13 protein-coding genes are annotated in these 16331 nt (G+C 62.1%); 5 read left to right on the plus strand and 8 right to left on the minus strand.

Translation table 11 applies throughout. The features are described from left to right. Positions 1–40 precede the first annotated feature (40 nt). Complete coding sequence (locus O148_RS17275) at positions 41–397, minus strand: CsbD family protein (RefSeq protein ID WP_157374428.1); 357 nt, start codon at positions 395–397, stop codon at positions 41–43. 117 nt (positions 398–514) lie between these two features. After that, positions 515–1618, minus strand: a complete 1104-nt coding sequence (locus O148_RS0100135; protein WP_035744150.1) for an App1 family protein — start codon at positions 1616–1618, stop codon at positions 515–517. A 166-nt stretch (positions 1619–1784) separates the two neighbouring features. On the opposite strand from O148_RS0100135, the gene trmB reads away from it, so the two are divergent. Together trmB and O148_RS0100145 are read left to right on the plus strand one after the other, a co-directional pair. Then, the gene (gene trmB / locus O148_RS13820) at positions 1785–2624 is read left to right on the plus strand and encodes a tRNA (guanosine(46)-N7)-methyltransferase TrmB (RefSeq protein WP_084156837.1); all 840 of its coding nucleotides are present in this window, start codon (positions 1785–1787) and stop codon (positions 2622–2624) included. Beyond that, the gene (locus O148_RS0100145; RefSeq protein WP_026529312.1) at positions 2621–6043 is read left to right on the plus strand and encodes a DEAD/DEAH box helicase; all 3423 of its coding nucleotides are present in this window, start codon (positions 2621–2623) and stop codon (positions 6041–6043) included. Before trmB ends, O148_RS0100145 begins: the two co-directional genes overlap by 4 nt. A 57-nt stretch (positions 6044–6100) precedes the next feature. Here the strand turns inward: O148_RS0100145 and O148_RS0100150 are convergent, their stop codons facing one another. Further along, the gene (locus tag O148_RS0100150; protein WP_026529313.1) at positions 6101–6472 is read right to left on the minus strand and encodes a MarR family winged helix-turn-helix transcriptional regulator; all 372 of its coding nucleotides are present in this window, start codon (positions 6470–6472) and stop codon (positions 6101–6103) included. 85 nt (positions 6473–6557) lie between these two features. Here O148_RS0100150 and O148_RS13825 point away from each other — a divergent pair, with 85 nt between their 5' ends. Further along, positions 6558–8120 (plus strand): MFS transporter, encoded by a 1563-nt coding sequence (locus O148_RS13825; protein WP_084156839.1) that lies wholly within the window; start codon positions 6558–6560, stop codon positions 8118–8120. A 125-nt stretch (positions 8121–8245) separates the two neighbouring features. On the opposite strand, the gene O148_RS0100160 is transcribed toward O148_RS13825, so the two are convergent. The 5 genes from O148_RS0100160 to dnaK form a co-directional block, all read right to left on the minus strand. Next, complete coding sequence (locus tag O148_RS0100160; protein WP_026529314.1) at positions 8246–9220, minus strand: DMP19 family protein; 975 nt, start codon at positions 9218–9220, stop codon at positions 8246–8248. A gap of 134 nt (positions 9221–9354) precedes the next feature. Next, positions 9355–9783 (minus strand): heat shock protein transcriptional repressor HspR, encoded by a 429-nt coding sequence (locus O148_RS0100165; protein WP_026529315.1) that lies wholly within the window; start codon positions 9781–9783, stop codon positions 9355–9357. Positions 9784–9829: 46 nt separating this feature from the next. Continuing rightward, positions 9830–10843 (minus strand): DnaJ C-terminal domain-containing protein, encoded by a 1014-nt coding sequence (locus O148_RS0100170; protein WP_026529316.1) that lies wholly within the window; start codon positions 10841–10843, stop codon positions 9830–9832. Between the two features lie 94 nt (positions 10844–10937). Next, complete coding sequence (locus tag O148_RS0100175) at positions 10938–11687, minus strand: nucleotide exchange factor GrpE (protein WP_026529317.1); 750 nt, start codon at positions 11685–11687, stop codon at positions 10938–10940. A gap of 3 nt (positions 11688–11690) precedes the next feature. After that, complete coding sequence (gene dnaK / locus O148_RS0100180) at positions 11691–13571, minus strand: molecular chaperone DnaK (RefSeq protein ID WP_026529318.1); 1881 nt, start codon at positions 13569–13571, stop codon at positions 11691–11693. Between the two features lie 361 nt (positions 13572–13932). Between dnaK and O148_RS0100185 the strand changes: the two genes are divergently transcribed. Together O148_RS0100185 and O148_RS0100190 are read left to right on the plus strand one after the other, a co-directional pair. Then, entirely contained in the window at positions 13933–14949 is a 1017-nt protein-coding gene (locus O148_RS0100185) for an SDR family oxidoreductase (RefSeq protein ID WP_026529319.1), read from the plus strand. Between the two features lie 127 nt (positions 14950–15076). Further along, a complete protein-coding gene (locus tag O148_RS0100190) occupies positions 15077–16327 on the plus strand; it encodes an MFS transporter (protein WP_240470748.1) in 1251 nt (416 codons plus the stop codon). The last annotated feature ends 4 nt before the right edge of the window (positions 16328–16331 follow it).

Consider the following 16331-nt stretch of genomic DNA (forward strand, 5'->3'; position numbering starts at 1 on the left):
ACCGGAAGTTTGCTAAAACGTCAGATGTTTTGCCACGAAGTTACTCGCTGGGTGAATCCTTCTTTCCGAAAAGCTTCCCCAGACCCTCTTTAATGTTCGCCGTAGCGTCCTCGGCAAAGTTCTTCACGTTTTCGGTAGCGTCCTCGGCGAAATTCTTCACGTTCTCCGAGGCATCGCCGGCGAATTCCTTAATGTTCTCGCCGGCGTTCTCGGCGAATTCACGCGCGTTTTCCAAACCGTCCTTGACGTTGGCGCTGATCTGATCGCCCAGACCCTCTGCCTTCAGCTTGTCGTCTCCGGTGACGTCTCCCGCGGTTTCCTTGACCTTGCCGGTCAAATCCTGTGCCGCATTGTTCACGTTATCGCTCACACCCATGGCCGATCCTCCAGATCTCATGATGGACATTCCTGGTCGCATTAGCCAGGTCAGTGAAGACTATTCCACCACCGGCGAAGACGTGCAAGAGGTTCAGCCCTTAATACCCCTCAGCACCCTCAAGGACGTGAAGAAGGGTCAGAGCCGCTCCTCCGATTGCGGCACTTTCGCCGACTCCGGCAGCAATCCCAGCTGCTCCAGCTGCGCCACGAGTCCAGCACCATCCGGCGCATACGCCCATGGGACGCCGGGGGTGGTGCGGGACAGACGGTGCGGCGAGCGGCCACCGGCCAACACGGCCTCACCGACGGAGAGTTCGCGAATACAAATGGCAGCCACCTTATCGGGGAATTCGCGAGCAAATTCGGCGTAAATGGTTTCATCGGCCTGACCATCATCACCAATAAGAATCCAGGTGAAGTGCGGAAAATCTTCCGCGATTCTGCGCAAGTTGGAGCGCTTGTGCTCCTTGCCGGAACGGAACCATCGCTCGCGGGTGGGCCCCCAGTCGGTCAGTAGCAACGGTCCTGCCGGGTACAGGTTGCGGGTCAAAAAGCGCCGTAGCGTCGGGGCCACGTTCCAGGCCCCGGTGGACAAATAAATCACCGGGGCATCTTGATGTGCCGCGGTCAACCGCTCCATCAACACCGACATCCCCGGGGTAGGCATACGGGCGTGCTCATCCAGCACAAAAGTGTTCCACGCGGCAAGCATTGGACGCGGCAGCGCCGTAACCATGACCGTATCGTCAATATCGGAAATGATGCCAAGCTGCTTCTCGGGGTTCACAATCCGCACTTGCGCTTCGGCGCTTTCAGACATCCCGAACTCGCCCATCTGCACCTGCATCGACACGGTGTGCCAGCCGGGTTCAAGGTTCGCGTCCAGGACCGCGTCGACAACTCCGCCGTCATCCGCTTGCACATCGAAAGACTTGCCCTCAATCGTGACTCGGACGGTAGCGTCGGCAATGGGGAGGCTCGTGAACGAGCGCCAACCGCGCACATTCGTCGACTTCCCCCACCACGACGGTCGCGGATTCACCAGCAGCACCCGCCCCAGCACGCGCACCCGGTCCACCGTCCCGTAGCCCGTATACGGCAGCACTGCGGGCACGTATCCGCGCGAGATCGCGGATTTGATGCGCAGATTGAGGATCTCTTCGGATCCGCGCGAGACCAGTCCCAGCGCGGCTTGCGCAGGTTCCCGGATGAGTTTTTTGAGGTTCGACGGCGTTAGCATCGTTGCCCAGTCTCTCACCTTTGCGCGGGCTACTCACACGCACCCCCCTCGTTTCGCATCCCCGTACCGCACATCACGAGCCGCATACGGCTCTGAAAATGCGGTACGGGGATGCGAAACGAGGGAGGGTTAGGCCGGGGCCGAGCGCGGCGATAAACTGGAAATAATGTCTACTTTGCCCCCGCGCACCCCCGCCGACACGAACGCGCACCACGCCCCGAGCACCGCGATGCGCCCAGAGGCCGGCACCGGAAATTACCGCCCCGAACCCGTCTCCTTTGTGCGCCGCGGCTCCAGACTTCAGGGCCGCCGTCAGCAAGCGTGGGATGAGTACGCGCCACAATTCGTCATCGATGTGCCACGCCTCGAAGCCGACACCAGCGTTGACCCCGCTTACCTGTTCGATGCCAAGGCGACCTTTGGCAGGGAAGCCAAACTCGTCGTCGAAATCGGCTCGGGGCTCGGTGAAGCCATTGTGCACGCCGCCCGCACCAACCCGGACACCGACTTCCTGGCCGTCGAGGTGTACCGTCCGGGCCTGGCGCAAACCCTGCAAAAGGCCGGGCCGCTCGGTCTCACCAACCTCCGCCTGATCGAAGCCAATGCCCCGGAAGTGCTGGCGACCACGCTTAGCGAAGGCACGGTCGACGAGTTGTGGGTCTTCTTCCCCGACCCCTGGCACAAAACCCGCCACCACAAGCGCCGCCTGGTCAAGGATTCGCTGGTGCCCCTCGCCGCGCGTGTACTGAAGGACGGCGGCACCTGGCGCCTGGCCACCGATTGGGTCGAGTACGCCGCGCACATTGCCGAAGTCCTGCGTACCGCCGAGCAGTTCGAAAACCAACACCCGGATACCCTCGGCCTGCCTTACACCGAGGACGGCGAACGCATTGCGGGCGTCGCCCCGCGTTTTGCGGGCCGCATTCTGACCAGTTTTGAAAACAAGGCACGTGAGGCCGGCCGGGAAGCCACCGACTTTGAACTTGTCCGGACGCCGCGCCCATGACTGCCATGCAGTCCTGGCTTCCGCGCTTTGAGGACGGCAACTTCGCCATCGATGAGGCCACCTTGGACCGCGGCTTCGACTATGCCGACTCGGGCCGGGTCACCACCATCTTGTGGGAACCGGCCATGAAAATGCTGCGCGGCACGGTGCAAGGCTCGGGCTCGCACCGGTACAACACGATGGCGAAGATCGTCCCCGCCAAGGACGAGCACGGTACGGTCGAGGAAAACCTGTGGACCATGGCAGTCGGCATCTGCTCCTGCCCGGTGTCCACGGATTGCAAACACTCGGTGGCACTGGTGACGGCGGCACTGCGCGAAGAAAAGATCGTTAACGCGCTGCGCCGCGACTTCCACCTGGAAGACATTCCCGCCGAGGAACCCGAAGCGCGCGTGGATGAAATGTGGGAAAGCTCGCTGCGCAATCTCATCACGCCGCCGCAATCCGAATCCGGTATGACCCCGCTCGCGCTCGCCTTCGACGCCGAGCCCGCCGCCACCCGCCGCAAATTTAGCCGCGGCCAAGCACACACCTCGGTACGAGTCCGCCCGGTTTCCCTCGGTGCACGCGGCAGCTGGATCCGTTCCAACATCGGCTGGGATAACCTCAACTACCTCAATTACTCGCGCAAATTCAACGAGAAACAGCTCGACTGGCTGATCGACTTCCTTCAGGGCTTCCGCCGCACCCCGCAACCCTTCAATCGCGCCCACGACGGCTGGCTCAACCTGAATCTCTACGAAACTCGCGCCATCTGGGATTTGCTCCGCGACGCCCAAGACATCGGGCTGCCCCTGGTGTCCCTCGACAAGAATCTCACCGTCGCGATCGAGGAACCCGCCACCGTGACGCTCGGCCTGACCAAAACGGACGCGCTCACCGCGCAGATGGCCGCCACCGTGGACGGCACTGCGCACCCCGCATCCGAGCTCCTCACGGTGGGTCAGCCAGCCCACGGCATCATGTGGCTTGACGGCGAGCCCGGCGACGCCAAGACCCTGCACCTCTCCCCGCTCGCGCGCCCCCTCACCGCGCCAGTGCACCGCTTCCTCACCGAAACCGGGAGCCTGCGCATCCCCCTGCAAGATGCCGACAAATTCATGACGCAGTATCTGCCGCGGCTGCAGCAGAGCGTGGCCGTCACGGCGGAGGACGCGAGCGTCGAACTGCCCGAGTACACCCCGCCGCGCCTTTCCGTGCTCGCCCGCTACCAGGAAAATCACCTGGTCCGGGTGCACTTCGAGTGGCATTACCCGGTCCAAGACCGGTTCACCATCCAACCTTTATACGCGTACGACGGCGATGCTTACCGTGACAGCCAAGCGGAAAGCGACATTGTGCGAGCCATCGGACGGCCCTGGGAACGCGTGCGCCCGCTCGGGACTCCGGCCGCCAATGGCACGACGCAACTGGCCCCCGACGCGACGTTGCAAGGTTTCGACACCGTCACGTTCACGCAAGAGTTGTTACCGGCCTGGAGAGACATCGAGGGTGTCGAGATCACGATCGAGGGCGAGCCGCTGGACTATAGAGAGGCCGAAAACGCGCCGGTCATCCAGGTCGGCACCGCCGAAAGCGATAACCCGAAGGTTGAACGGGACTGGTTTGACTTAGAGATCACCATCCGCCTGGATGATGAGCTCGTCGCCTTTGGGCAGGTTTTCACCGAGCTGGCCGCCGGGCACCGGAAGATGCTTTTGCGCTCGGGCAAGTACTTCTCGCTGGATGCACCCGAGTTTGACGAGTTGCGCAAGCTCATCGATGAGGCCCGCGAAATGCAGGAAATCAACGACGGGAAACTGCGCGTCTCCAAGTTCCAGCTGGGATTCTGGGATGAGCTGACCGGTTTGGCCGTCGTGACCGAACAAGCCGAACGCTGGAAACGCCAGGTCGCCGCGCTCAAGCAAGGGCAGAGCGAACCGGCCGCGGTCCCCAATTCGATCAACGCGACGCTGCGCGGCTACCAGGTCGAAGGGTTCCAGTGGCTCGCCTACTTACACGACCACGGACTCGGCGCAATCCTGGCCGATGACATGGGTCTGGGCAAGACGCTGCAAACCTTGGCGCTCATGCAGTACGCGAAGGACAGCGCTCGGGAATCGGCGGGGCGCGTGGCCACGGAGGCGCCCACTGAACCGGACGCCGAGGCGAGCGGCGCAACCGAGGCGAGGGGCGTCGTCGTACCTCAGCCGTTTTTGGTGGTTGCCCCCACCTCCGTGGTGGGCAACTGGGCGAGCGAAGCGGCGCGGTTTGCGCCTGGGCTGCGCGTCAAGACCATCACCGAGACGTTTAAGAAGTCGCGGCTGGACGCGGCCGAGGTGTTTGACGAGGTGGATGTGGTGGTGACCTCGTACGCGCTGTTTCGGATCGACGAGGCGATTTACGGTGCGCGCCCGTGGGCCGGGCTGGTGCTGGATGAGGCGCAGTTTGTGAAGAACCGGAAGTCGAAGGCGTATGTTGCCGCGCGGATGCTGGATGCGCGGTTCAAGGTCGCGATTTCGGGGACGCCGCTGGAGAACAATTTGATGGAGCTGTGGTCGCTGCTCTCGATCGTGGCGCCGGGGCTGTTTCCCAATGCGCAACGGTTTGCGGACTTTTATGGACGGCCGATCGAGAAGGCGCGGAACCCGGAGCGGCTGGCGCTGCTGCGGCGCCGGGCCGCCCCGCTCATGCTGCGGCGCACCAAGGAAGCCGTGGTCAAGGAGCTGCCGCCGAAGCAGGAGCAGGTGTTGGAGATTGAGCTCAATCCACAGCATTTGAAGGTGTATCAGACGCATTTGCAGCGCGAGCGGCAGAAGGTTCTGGGGTTGCTGGCGGATGTCGAGAAGAATCGATTCACGATTTTCCAGTCGCTCACGCGGTTGCGGCAATTGAGTTTGGATGTCTCGCTCGTGGATGCGTCGCTGACCGCGGTGTCTTCCTCGAAGCTGGACGCGCTCATGGACCAGTTGAAGGACGTCCTGGCCGAGGGGCATAAGGCGCTGATTTTCAGCCAGTTCACCGGGTTTTTGGGGAAGCTGCGGGATCGGCTGGATGCCGCTGGGGTGGAGTACTCCTATTTGGATGGTGGCACGCGGCGCCGGTCCGAGGTCATTGCTCAGTTCAAGGAGGGGCCGAACCAGCTGTTCCTGATTTCACTCAAGGCCGGTGGGTTCGGGCTGAACCTGACCGAGGCGGATTACGTGTTCATTTTGGATCCGTGGTGGAATCCGGCCTCTGAGGCGCAGGCCGTGGACCGTACACACCGCATTGGGCAAGACCGGCAGGTCATGGTGTATCGGCTGGTGGCGCGCGGGACGATCGAGGACAAGGTCATGGCGCTCAAGGCCGCGAAGAGCCAACTGTTTTCCGATGTGATGACCGGGGATTTGGATCAGGTGCGCTTGGGCGGGGATGATCTCGCCGCGCTCTTCGAGTAACCCCCTCGACTATGTAGCACTTAATGCCCATGTTTGCCTCAGGATGGGCATTTAGTGCTACATAGATGAGGAGAGGGCGTCGCGGTAGGACTCGGCGGCCCGAGCGTGCACCTCGCGGCCGGCGTCGGTGATCTTCAGGAAAATGGCGCGCCGGTCCGCGTCACAGGACACGCGCTGCATGTAACCAGCCTTGACCAGGCGATCCACAATTCGCGAGAGCGCGCTCTGAGTGAGCGGGCACAATTCGGTGAGGTCCTTCATGAGGCACTCATTTTTGGGGACCTCGGCCACGCGGTCCAACACCTCAAATTCATTGAGCCCAAGACCGTGGGCTTCTAAAGCCTTCTCCAAGCGCGCCGCCGTTGCGGTGTACGCCCGCTGCGTTTCGCGCCATTGGTCTACGAGCCGGTCTTGGGTCTTGCTAGGCATGCGCCCATCTTAGCATGTTACGTAATAATATTCCACGGTATTGATTTCCTTGTCATTCTATTCCGTGTCATATACATTGGTGCTCATGGCACAGAAAACTGCATTGCCCTCACTCACACCGACCACCGATTCCGCGGCCCACGCGGCCAACGCGGCACAGACGGCTCCCTCGGCGCCCGCAGCACCCAAGCCCGTTGCCCCCGAACCCGCCCCCGAACCCGCCAACCCCAAGAAGCTCGGTTGGAACGCGGCCCGGTGGATCCTGCTTCTCACTGTCTCCTCCGTCCTCGCCCTCGACGCTCTCGACGTGTCCATGGTGGGCGTCGCGCTCCCCTCAATCGGGCAAACCTTTGGCCTGGACCCGGCGAGCCTGCAATGGATTGTCTCCGCTTACGTCCTCGGCTACGGCGGACTGCTCCTCTTGGGCGGCCGCATGGCGGACCTGCTTGGGCGGCGGCGCATTTTCCTGATCGCGCTCACCGTCTTCGCGGCGGCCTCTCTGCTCGGCGGCCTCGTCAACGACCCGGCCGTCATTATCGCGACCCGCTTCATCAAAGGCGTCGCCGCGGCCTTCACCGCACCCACCGCGTTCTCCATCATCACCACCAACTTCCCCGAAGGCCCACACCGCAACAAAGCCATCTCCATCTTCACGATGTTCGGTGCCTCCGGCTTCTCGCTCGGCCTGGTGGTCGGCGGGCTCATGACTTCGCTTTCCTGGCGCTGGACCTTCCTGTTCTCGGTTCCCTTCGCGATCGCCGCGGTGCTCATCGGACTCAAGTTCATCCCCCGCGACAAGCCCGACGCCGAGGGCGGCCACGACATCGGCGGCGCCGCCACGCTCGCGCTCGGCATGCTGACCCTGGTCTACACCGTGGTCTCGGCCGGCAACGTCGGCTGGGGCGCCCCGGCAACCGTGATCGGGTTTATCGCGGCCGCCATCCTGCTCGCCGCCTTCACGCTCATCGAGCTCAAGGTCAAGCATCCGCTGGTGCGCTTCGGCATCTTCCGCCAAGGCCTGGTCGCCCGCGCGAACATCTCCATCGTGGCGCTGTTCGGCTCCTACCTGAGTTTCCAATTCCTGCTGACGCTCTTCCTCCAGGACGTGCTGGGCTGGACGCCGCTATCCATGGCCCTCGCGCTGCTGCCCGCCGGACTCGTGGTGTTGGTCAGCGCAACGTTCATGGACAAGGTAATCGACCGCATCGGCACCCGCATTCCGATCGGCATCGCCATGATCTCGCTCGTGGTCGGTTACGTGCTGTTCCTGCGCATCGGCGCGACCCCGAACTACGCGCTGGACATCCTGCCCTCGGTCATCCTGCTCGGCCTCGGGTTCGCGCTCGGCTTCCCGGCGATCAACGTCCAAGCCACCAGCGGCATCAAAGACGCCGAACAAGGCCTCGCCGCGGGACTCATTCAGTCCAGCGCGCAGGTGGGCGCGGCAATCGTCTTGGCAATTACGACGGCGTTAGTCACCTCGGGTGCCGCAGCCTCCGTGGGGAGCGGGTCATCCGAGGCGGCCTCGGCTGCTGTGGTCTTGGATAGCTTCCGCCCCGGGCTATACCTCTCGGCGGCGGTCGCGATCCTGGGCCTGGTGATTGCGCTCCTCCCGGTGCGCAAGCGGGGAGCGACCTCCGCCGCCTAACCCCCGCCGCGCAACCCACCCCTTCGCCGCCGCGCAACCCACCCCTTCGCCGAGTCGGCACATCTTCCGCTAAAAACAGTGTCTATAGCGGAAAACGTGCCGACTCGGCGAAGGGGTGGGTTGGGTCAGGCGTCTTCGTATTCGATCTCGGCTTCGACGACGGTCTCGCGCGATTCGCCATCGATCATGTACGCCTTGTTGTCGCGGCTGACCATGACGTATTCGCCCACATCCGTGTTGAAGTGCCATGCCATCGCGGATTCGCCCTGCCACTCGAAGTTGGGGTCGCCGATCGTGATCGACTCGACTTCCTGGCCGATCGAGTCGGCGAGCGCCCGAATAATGTGCTCAAACTCTGGGGTGGCCTCGTCTTCTCGCGCCCGCGCGACCTCTTGGCGCTCCTTCAAGTTGGGAATGGCCGCGACGAGGATATCGATCGCGGTCGGGATATCCTTCTCCGCCACAATGTTCACGTTGGACAGCCCGCGCAACCATTGTGCGTTGAGCGCGGTGAGGTCCTCTTGCTGCTCGATTTCTTCGAATTCCTCGTCGAAGTCGTCGAAGATGTCGGTGAGTGGGTCTTCAGGTGAGCCAAGAGTGTCGGAGGCATCGCCGTCGTTCTTCTCTTCGGTGAGCGAATCGCTGGTGATCACAATATTGATGAACTCGCTTTCGGCGAGCTCTTCCTTGTCCTCCTCGCTCAGGTGCTCAAAAGCCGCGAGACCCGCCCGGAAATGCTCGAGGTGGGTGTTCGCGCCCATGAGCTTCAGGCCCTGGAGGATGTAGTCGTTGACCGTGGGGTCCCAGCCGGAGTCGGAGATGAAGTCGGTGAAGCCGCCGGCGGTCATCTGCGTGAAGTAGTAGTCGACGTAGTAGCTGCGCAGCGCGTCGGTGGAGATTTCCTGGTCCTCCAGGAGCGCGTCGAGGAGCGCATTGACGGTCTCAACGTTGCATTCCAGGAGGTCTTCGTCAGTACCCGCGAGCGCCTCTTGGCTCAAGATGATGGGGTTCGAGGTGTCCTCGGTGCAGTCCAGAACGTCATTGATGCGCTGATCGGTGTACTCGATCTCTGTGTACTCGATATCCGTGAAATCGCTCATGTTTTGACGGTAGCGCCGCGATTGTTGGGCTGTCAGGGGTGGCGTGTGAATGTCGAGCGAATTGTTGTTGAACGGGGTGCCCGGTGCGCTGGGAGGGCGACCGGCCGGGCGCGCTAGCCGGTGGGTCGGGCGGGCTACCGGCCGAGCGCGCGGGTGCCGAAGGTGATGGTGCGCTCGCTACCAGGGCGCTCACCGAGGTTGAGGCTGATGACGTCGCCCGCGCGAGCGCTCGCGGCGAAGACTCGCGAGTTGCTGCCCACGGCGCTGCGAAGGGTCATGATTTCACTGTGCAGGCCCTGCACCATGGAGCGCATTGCCGAGATTTGGCGTTCCAAATCCAGGATGCGGCGGATGCCCTCCAGGGAAACGCCTTCTTGGCTGAGGTTTTGAATTTGGCGCAGGGTTTCGATGTCGTGGTGAGAGTAGCGCCGGGATCGGCCCGGTGCTCGCGAAGGCGAGACCAGGCCCATCCGGTCGTATTGGCGCAGGGTCTGGGCATGCATTCCTGCGAGCTCGGCCGCCACCGAAATGACGTAAACCGGCTCGTCCTGGTCGATGTCCATGACAGGTGTCCTTTTCTAGCGTGTCGCCGTTGTCTTGACGGTCTGCTTAGAGTTTTGCTTGAGCCATCAGGCCCGAGCGGGGGTCCTCGCCCTTGGTCGCATCGGCGAAGTCCGCAACCGCTTTCTTGGCGGCCTCATTGAGGTTTTGCGGAACGACGACGTCCAAGGTGACGAGCATGTCGCCGGTGGTCTTGGCGGTTTTCACGCCGCGACCCTTGAGGCGCAAAGTGCGTCCGGACTTGGATCCAGCGGGCACTTTGACCTTGACGGTCTCCCCGGTGATGGTCGGGACTTCGATGGTTCCGCCGAGGGCGGCCTCATTGAAGCTGACCGGCACATGGATGCGGATGTTGTCCCCGTCGCGCACAAAAAACTTGTGCGGGGCGACATGCACCGTGACCATGAGATCGCCGGAACCGGCTGCCCCGGGCGAGCCCTTACCTTTGACCCGAACCTTCTGGCCGTCTTTGATGCCCGCAGGTATGCGCACATCGATGACGTGACCGTCCGGTTCCCGCAGTCCGATAGTGGTGCCGCGCATGGCTCCGCCAAAGGAGATCGTTGTTTCGGCGACCCGGTCTGCGCCTTTTTGCGGGGTTGGTTCGTACTGTTGGTAACCGCCGAAGCCGCCCCCGCCGAATCCGCCGCCGCCAAAGAGGTCAGCGAACTCGGGAGGAATGCCGCCGGACGAATAGCCGCCGGCGCCGCCGGTGGAAAAGCCACCGCTGCGCCTTCCGCCTTGCCCGAACAGTCCACCGAAGACGTCCTCGAACCCCGCCGAACCACCGGCGCCGCCGGGTGCGCCTGCCGTAAAACGCGCGCCGGACCCCATGGCACGGATCGCGTCATACTCTTGCCGGTCCTCCGGGTTGGAAAGCACCGAAAAGGCTTCGGAGATTTCCTTAAATTTCTTTTCTGCCGCTTCATCTCCCGGGTTTTGGTCCGGGTGATACTTGCGGGCAAGTTTCCTGTATGACTTCTTAATGTCCGCTTCCGAAGCGTCCTTGGCGACGCCGAGCATCTTGTAGAAGTCCTTGTCTATCCAGTCCTGGCTCGCCAAGACAACTCCTCTCTCTCCCCGTCTATGTAGCGCGACACGCCGTGTGCCGGGCACTTTTCTCGGCGTGTCGCGCTACATAGATGCAAGGGGTGGGTCACTCGGGGACGGCCACGATCACTTGGGCGGCGCGAAGCACGCGATCCTTGTTCCGGTAACCGGAACGCAAGATCTGTTGCACGGTGTCCACTGCGACCTCGGAGCTGGGCTGCTGCATGAGGGCTTCATGGATGTTCGGGTCGAACTCGACGCCGGTCTCGTTGATGCGTTGCAATCCGTACTTTTCCAGTGTGGATTCCAACTTGGTGGCGATAGCCGCAAACGGGCCGCCCTCCAAGTCACCGGCGGCACGGCCAGCGTCAATGTCATCCAACACCGGCAGCAGCGAGTTCAACACACCGACCACGGCCATTTCACCGGCCACGGCGCGGTCGCGTTCAACGCGCTTGCGGTAGTTCACATACTCGGCTTGCAGGCGCAGAAGATCGTTCCGCAATTCGGCGGACTCGCCGCCCGCGCCAGCGCCCGCGGCACCGTTTGCGCCGGCCGCACCAACACCCGCCGCCTCGGCGTCCTTCAACACCTGCTCGGCCTGGGCCAATGGATCTTGGGCCAATGGGTCCTGCGTGTTCTGCGCATCTGATGCGTCATCTACCACTTCTGCGTCCACTATCTCTTCTTCGCCAAGGTCCTCAAATGGCTCGGCTGACTCTGGGCCCGAGCCCTGAGACCGGACTTGCCCGGTCTCAGGGTCAACACGGCGTTTGTCAACAAAGCTCACGGGCTCCTCGGGGTTTTCCGAGCCTTGTGCGTCTCGGTCCTGGTTGTATCCGTGATCTTGAGACATGAATTACTTCTTGTCTTCGTCTTCGTCGACAACCTCGGCGTCCACGATGTCCTCATCGGAATCGCCCGAGCCTGAACCATCGCCCGAAGCACCGGCACCCGCATCATTCGCATCACCGGCAGCGCCGTCAGCCTGAGCCGAAGCGTAGATCGCCTCGCCCAACTTGGCCTGGGATGCCTGCAACTTCTCGAACGCGGCCTTGACCTCGTCATTGTTGTCGGTGCCTTCCAGCGCCTTCTTCAGATCGTCAACGTCGGTTTGCACCTCGGTCTTGACCTCTTCGGGCAGCTTGTCGGCATTATCGGCAAGCAACTTGTCGGTCTGGTAGGCCAACTGCTCGGCCGAGTTACGAGTCTCGGCCTCTTCGCGGCGCTTCTTGTCCTCCGAAGCGTGCTCTTCGGCATCCTTGACCATGCGGTCGATGTCCTCCTGCGAGAGCGAGGAGCCACCGGTAATGGTCATCGACTGCTCGGCGCCGGTGCCCTTGTCCTTCGCGGACACGTGCACAATGCCGTTGGCGTCAATGTCAAAGGTGACCTCGATCTGCGGCACGCCACGCGGAGCCGGAGCAATACCGGTCAGCTCGAAGTTGCCCAGCGACTTGTTGTCCCGAGTGAACTCGCGCTCGCCCTGGAACACCTGAATGCCCACGGACGGCTGGTTGTCATCGGCGGTCGTGAAGGTCTCCGAACGCTTGGTCGGAATCGCGGTGTTGCGCTCAATGAGCTTGGTCATCACGCCACCCTTGGTTTCAATACCGAGGGAGAGCGGAGTCACGTCAATGAGCAGCACGTCCTTGCGCTCACCCTTCAGCACGCCGGCCTGCAGGGCAGCGCCCACAGCCACAACCTCATCCGGGTTCACGCCCTTGTTCGGCTCCTTGCCGGTGAGCTTCTCGACCAGTTCGGTCACCGCCGGCATACGGGTCGAGCCGCCGACCAGAATCACGTGGTCAATGTCCTTGACGGTGATGCCGGCTTCCTTAATGACGTCCTCGAATGGCTTCTTAGTGCGCTCGAGCAGATCCTTGGTCAGATCCTCGAACTTCGCGCGAGACAAGTGCTCATCCAAGTGCACCGGGCCATCGGGAGTCACGGAAAGGTACTGCAAGGAGATGTTGGTGGAGGTTGCCGAAGACAGTTCCTTCTTGGCCTGCTCCGCCGCTTCCTTCAGACGCTGCAATGCGATTTTGTCCTTGGACAGGTCAATGCCCTTGGACTTCAGCTGCTGCAAGAGCCAATCCACAATGCGCTGATCCCAGTCGTCACCGCCGAGGCGGTTGTCACCGGCAGTGGCGCGCACCTGAATGGTGGAGAAGTCATCCTCGTCCTTGCCCACTTCCAGGAGCGAGACGTCAAAAGTACCGCCACCGAGGTCAAAGACCAGAATGTTTTCGTCTTCCTTACCCTTATCCAGACCGTATGCCAGCGCGGCCGCAGTTGGCTCGTTGATGATGCGCAGCACGTTCAGACCGGCGATTTCACCGGCCTCCTTGGTGGCCTGGCGCTCGGCGTCGTTGAAGTATGCCGGTACGGTGATGACCGCGTCGGTGATCTTCTCACCGAGGTAGGATTCGGCGTCCGTCTTCAGCTTCTGCAGAATACGGGCGGAAATTTCTTGCGCGGTGTACTTCTTGCCATCGATATCAATGGTCCAGTCGGTACCCATGTGGCGCTTGACCGACGCGATCGTGCGGTCAACGTTGTTGACGGCCTGGCGCTTGGCGATTTCGCCGACCAGCACTTCATTGGACTTGGAGAACGCCACGATGGATGGCGTAGTGCGGCTTCCCTCGGCGTTAGCGATAACGGTGGGCTCGCCGCCTTCGAGTACTGCGACCACGGAGTTAGTGGTTCCGAGGTCAATACCTACTGCACGAGACATGCGTCTTCCTTTCGGTTGCGGATTTCAGCACGCGTCGGGATGGCGCGCGCTCAACTTGAGTGTTCTAGACTCAACTTTACTCACGGGTCCCGATTTGTCAAGCAAAAGTTGAGTGAACTTCGCTCAACTTTAAATGGATGGTTGAAGCACGACGGCGTTGCCCGCCTTTGCCCGCGCCCGGTCGCCCGCACGGCAACTCAACAGGGCGGCTTTGCAGGCACTCGCCTTGGTGCGCACAGCGGGCGGCGAGGGGCTCGCCCAAGGCGAGCATCGCCGTCGTACGTCATTTTTGGACCTTTCTGCCCGCGCTGGTCCCCCGCTCCCTATGCTGGGAGAAAACGGCCCAACTCAAGGAGGATGCATGTCCGAGGAACGCGTTCTGGTCACCGGCGGTAGCGGATTCATTGGTGCGCACGTGATTGCGCGCCTGCTCGAGCAGGGGTGGGCGGTGCGCACCAGTGTCCGGGACCTCGCGAAGGCGGACGCGGTGCGCGCGAATGTGCGGGCGCTGGGGCAGGACCCCTCGCCGCTGGAGTTTGCCCGGGCGGATCTCACCCGGGATGAGGGGTGGGATGAGGCGCTCGACGGCGTTGCTTACCTTTTGCACACGGCCTCGCCCTTTCCTTCGGTGCAACCAAAGGACGAGTCCGAGCTCATTGTGCCTGCGCGCGAGGGCACGTTGCGGGTGCTACGGGCGGCCGCGCGGGCCGGGGTGGAGAGGGCGGTGGTGACCTCGTCTTTTGCGGCGATGGGGTACGGGCTGCCGGAGAAGGTGTTTGACGAGTCCGACTGGACGAATGTGGACGGTGCGGATGTGAGCGCGTATGCGAAGTCGAAGACGCTAGCGGAGCGGGCTGCGTGGGATTTTGTCGCGGGTTCGGATTCGGGACTGGAGTTGGCGACGGTCAATCCGGTGGCGGTGTTTGGGCCGGTGGTGGATCCGGCACATTTGTCCTCGTCGATTCTGATTGTGCAGCAGCTGCTGGACGGGAAGCTGCCGTTTTTGCCGGATCTGAACTTTGGCGTGGTTGATGTGCGTGACGTCGCCGAGTTGCATCTGTTGGCGATGGTGGCCCCCGAGGCTGCGGGTCAGCGCTTTTTGGCGACGGCGGGGCCGTCGCTGAGTCTGGCGGAAATTGCCGCGGTGGTGCAGCCATTCCGTGGGGCCGGGGCGCGCTCGCCGCGGCGGGCGCCGGACTGGTTGGTGCGGGTGCTCGGCGTGATCAATCCGCAGGTGCGGCAGTTTGTGAGTCAACTGGGTTTGAAGAAGGACGTCAGTAGCGCCAAAGCACAATCGGTGCTCGGGTGGTCCCCGCGCTCAGCCGAGGACGCGGTGCGAGCGAGTGCCGAGAGTTTGGTGGCGCTGAAACGCTCTTGAATGATGCCCTCCGGCTAAATTCGTCAGACCAATTGCTAGCTTTCGGGGCGTGCCGGTGTGACAATCAACTATGACTTCGACTCCGGCAACTGACCAGAGGGCATCAGGCGCTCCTCGGCAATCGACCATGAAGACCTTGCTCGGCACTGGCATTGGCAACGCTGTGGAGTGGTACGACTGGGCGGTCTATTCCACGTTTGTGTCCTACTTTTCGGTGCAACTATTCAATCCGGATGACCCCACCTCTGCATTTTTGGCTGCGCTTGCGGTGTTCGCGGTCGGGTTCATTGCCAGGCCGTTTGGCGGGTTCGTGTTCGGCTGGATCGGAGACCGCATCGGGCGGAAAGCGGCTCTCACGCTAGCCATTGCCGTGGCATCGGTGGGCAGCCTGGTCATTGGCCTGGTGCCGACGTACGAGTCGATTGGTGCATGGGCGTCGCTGATTCTGCTGTTGGCGCGGCTAGCTCAAGGGCTCGCGCACGGTGGCGAACTGCCGAGCGCGCAGACCTATCTGGCGGAAATGGCGCCGCGGGAACGGCGCGGATTGTGGTCTTCGTTTATTTACTTCTCCGGAACCATTGGCATTGTTTTTGGGATGCTTCTCGGCGCCATTATGTCCTCGATTCTCCCCAAGGACGCCATGATGGCCTACGGGTGGCGAATACCGTTCATTCTGGGGGCGGTTTTTGGGCTCTACGGTTTGGTCATGCGGGCGCGATTGCACGAGACAGAGACCTTTAGCACTGCGAAAGAGGACGTCGCCAAGGAGCGGCTCTGGGCACAGATTTTTGCGCACCGAAAGCAAGCTTTTCAAGTGATCGGATTGGTCGTGGGGCTGACCGTGATCTACTACGTGTGGTCGATTTCGGCGGCCGCGTACGCGACATCGGTATTGAAGTTTGAAGCATCGGTGGCGCTGTGGGCAGGGGTCGTCTCCAACCTGGTATTCATGGCGATGCTGCCGTTCTGGGGGAGACTCTCGGACCGGATTGGACGCAAACCCGTCCTGCTGATTGGCGCGTTGGTTCCAGCGGTGTTGACGGCTCCCATGACGCTGCTCATCAAGGATTCGCCGTGGCAGTTGTTTGTGGCAATGAGCGCGATGCTGATGTTCATCTCGGCATTTTCCGCGGTAGCGCCCGCGGTTTTTGCCGAGATCTTCCCGACCGGGATTCGCACCGTTGGCCTCGGGGTGCCCTATTCGATCGCCGTTGCGCTGTTTGGTGGAACCGCACCGTACCTGCAGGGCTGGTTTGCATCGATCAACATGACGTGGATGTTTACGGTCTACTCGATTGTGCTGCTGCTCGTGAGCGCATCGGTAATTTTCACTCTGCCCGAAACCAAAGCGAAGGACCTCAGCACCGTCGGGAAGTAGGCTG

The organism is Haematomicrobium sanguinis DSM 21259, assembly GCF_000688395.1.
GTDB lineage: Bacteria > Actinomycetota > Actinomycetes > Actinomycetales > Micrococcaceae > Haematomicrobium > Haematomicrobium sanguinis.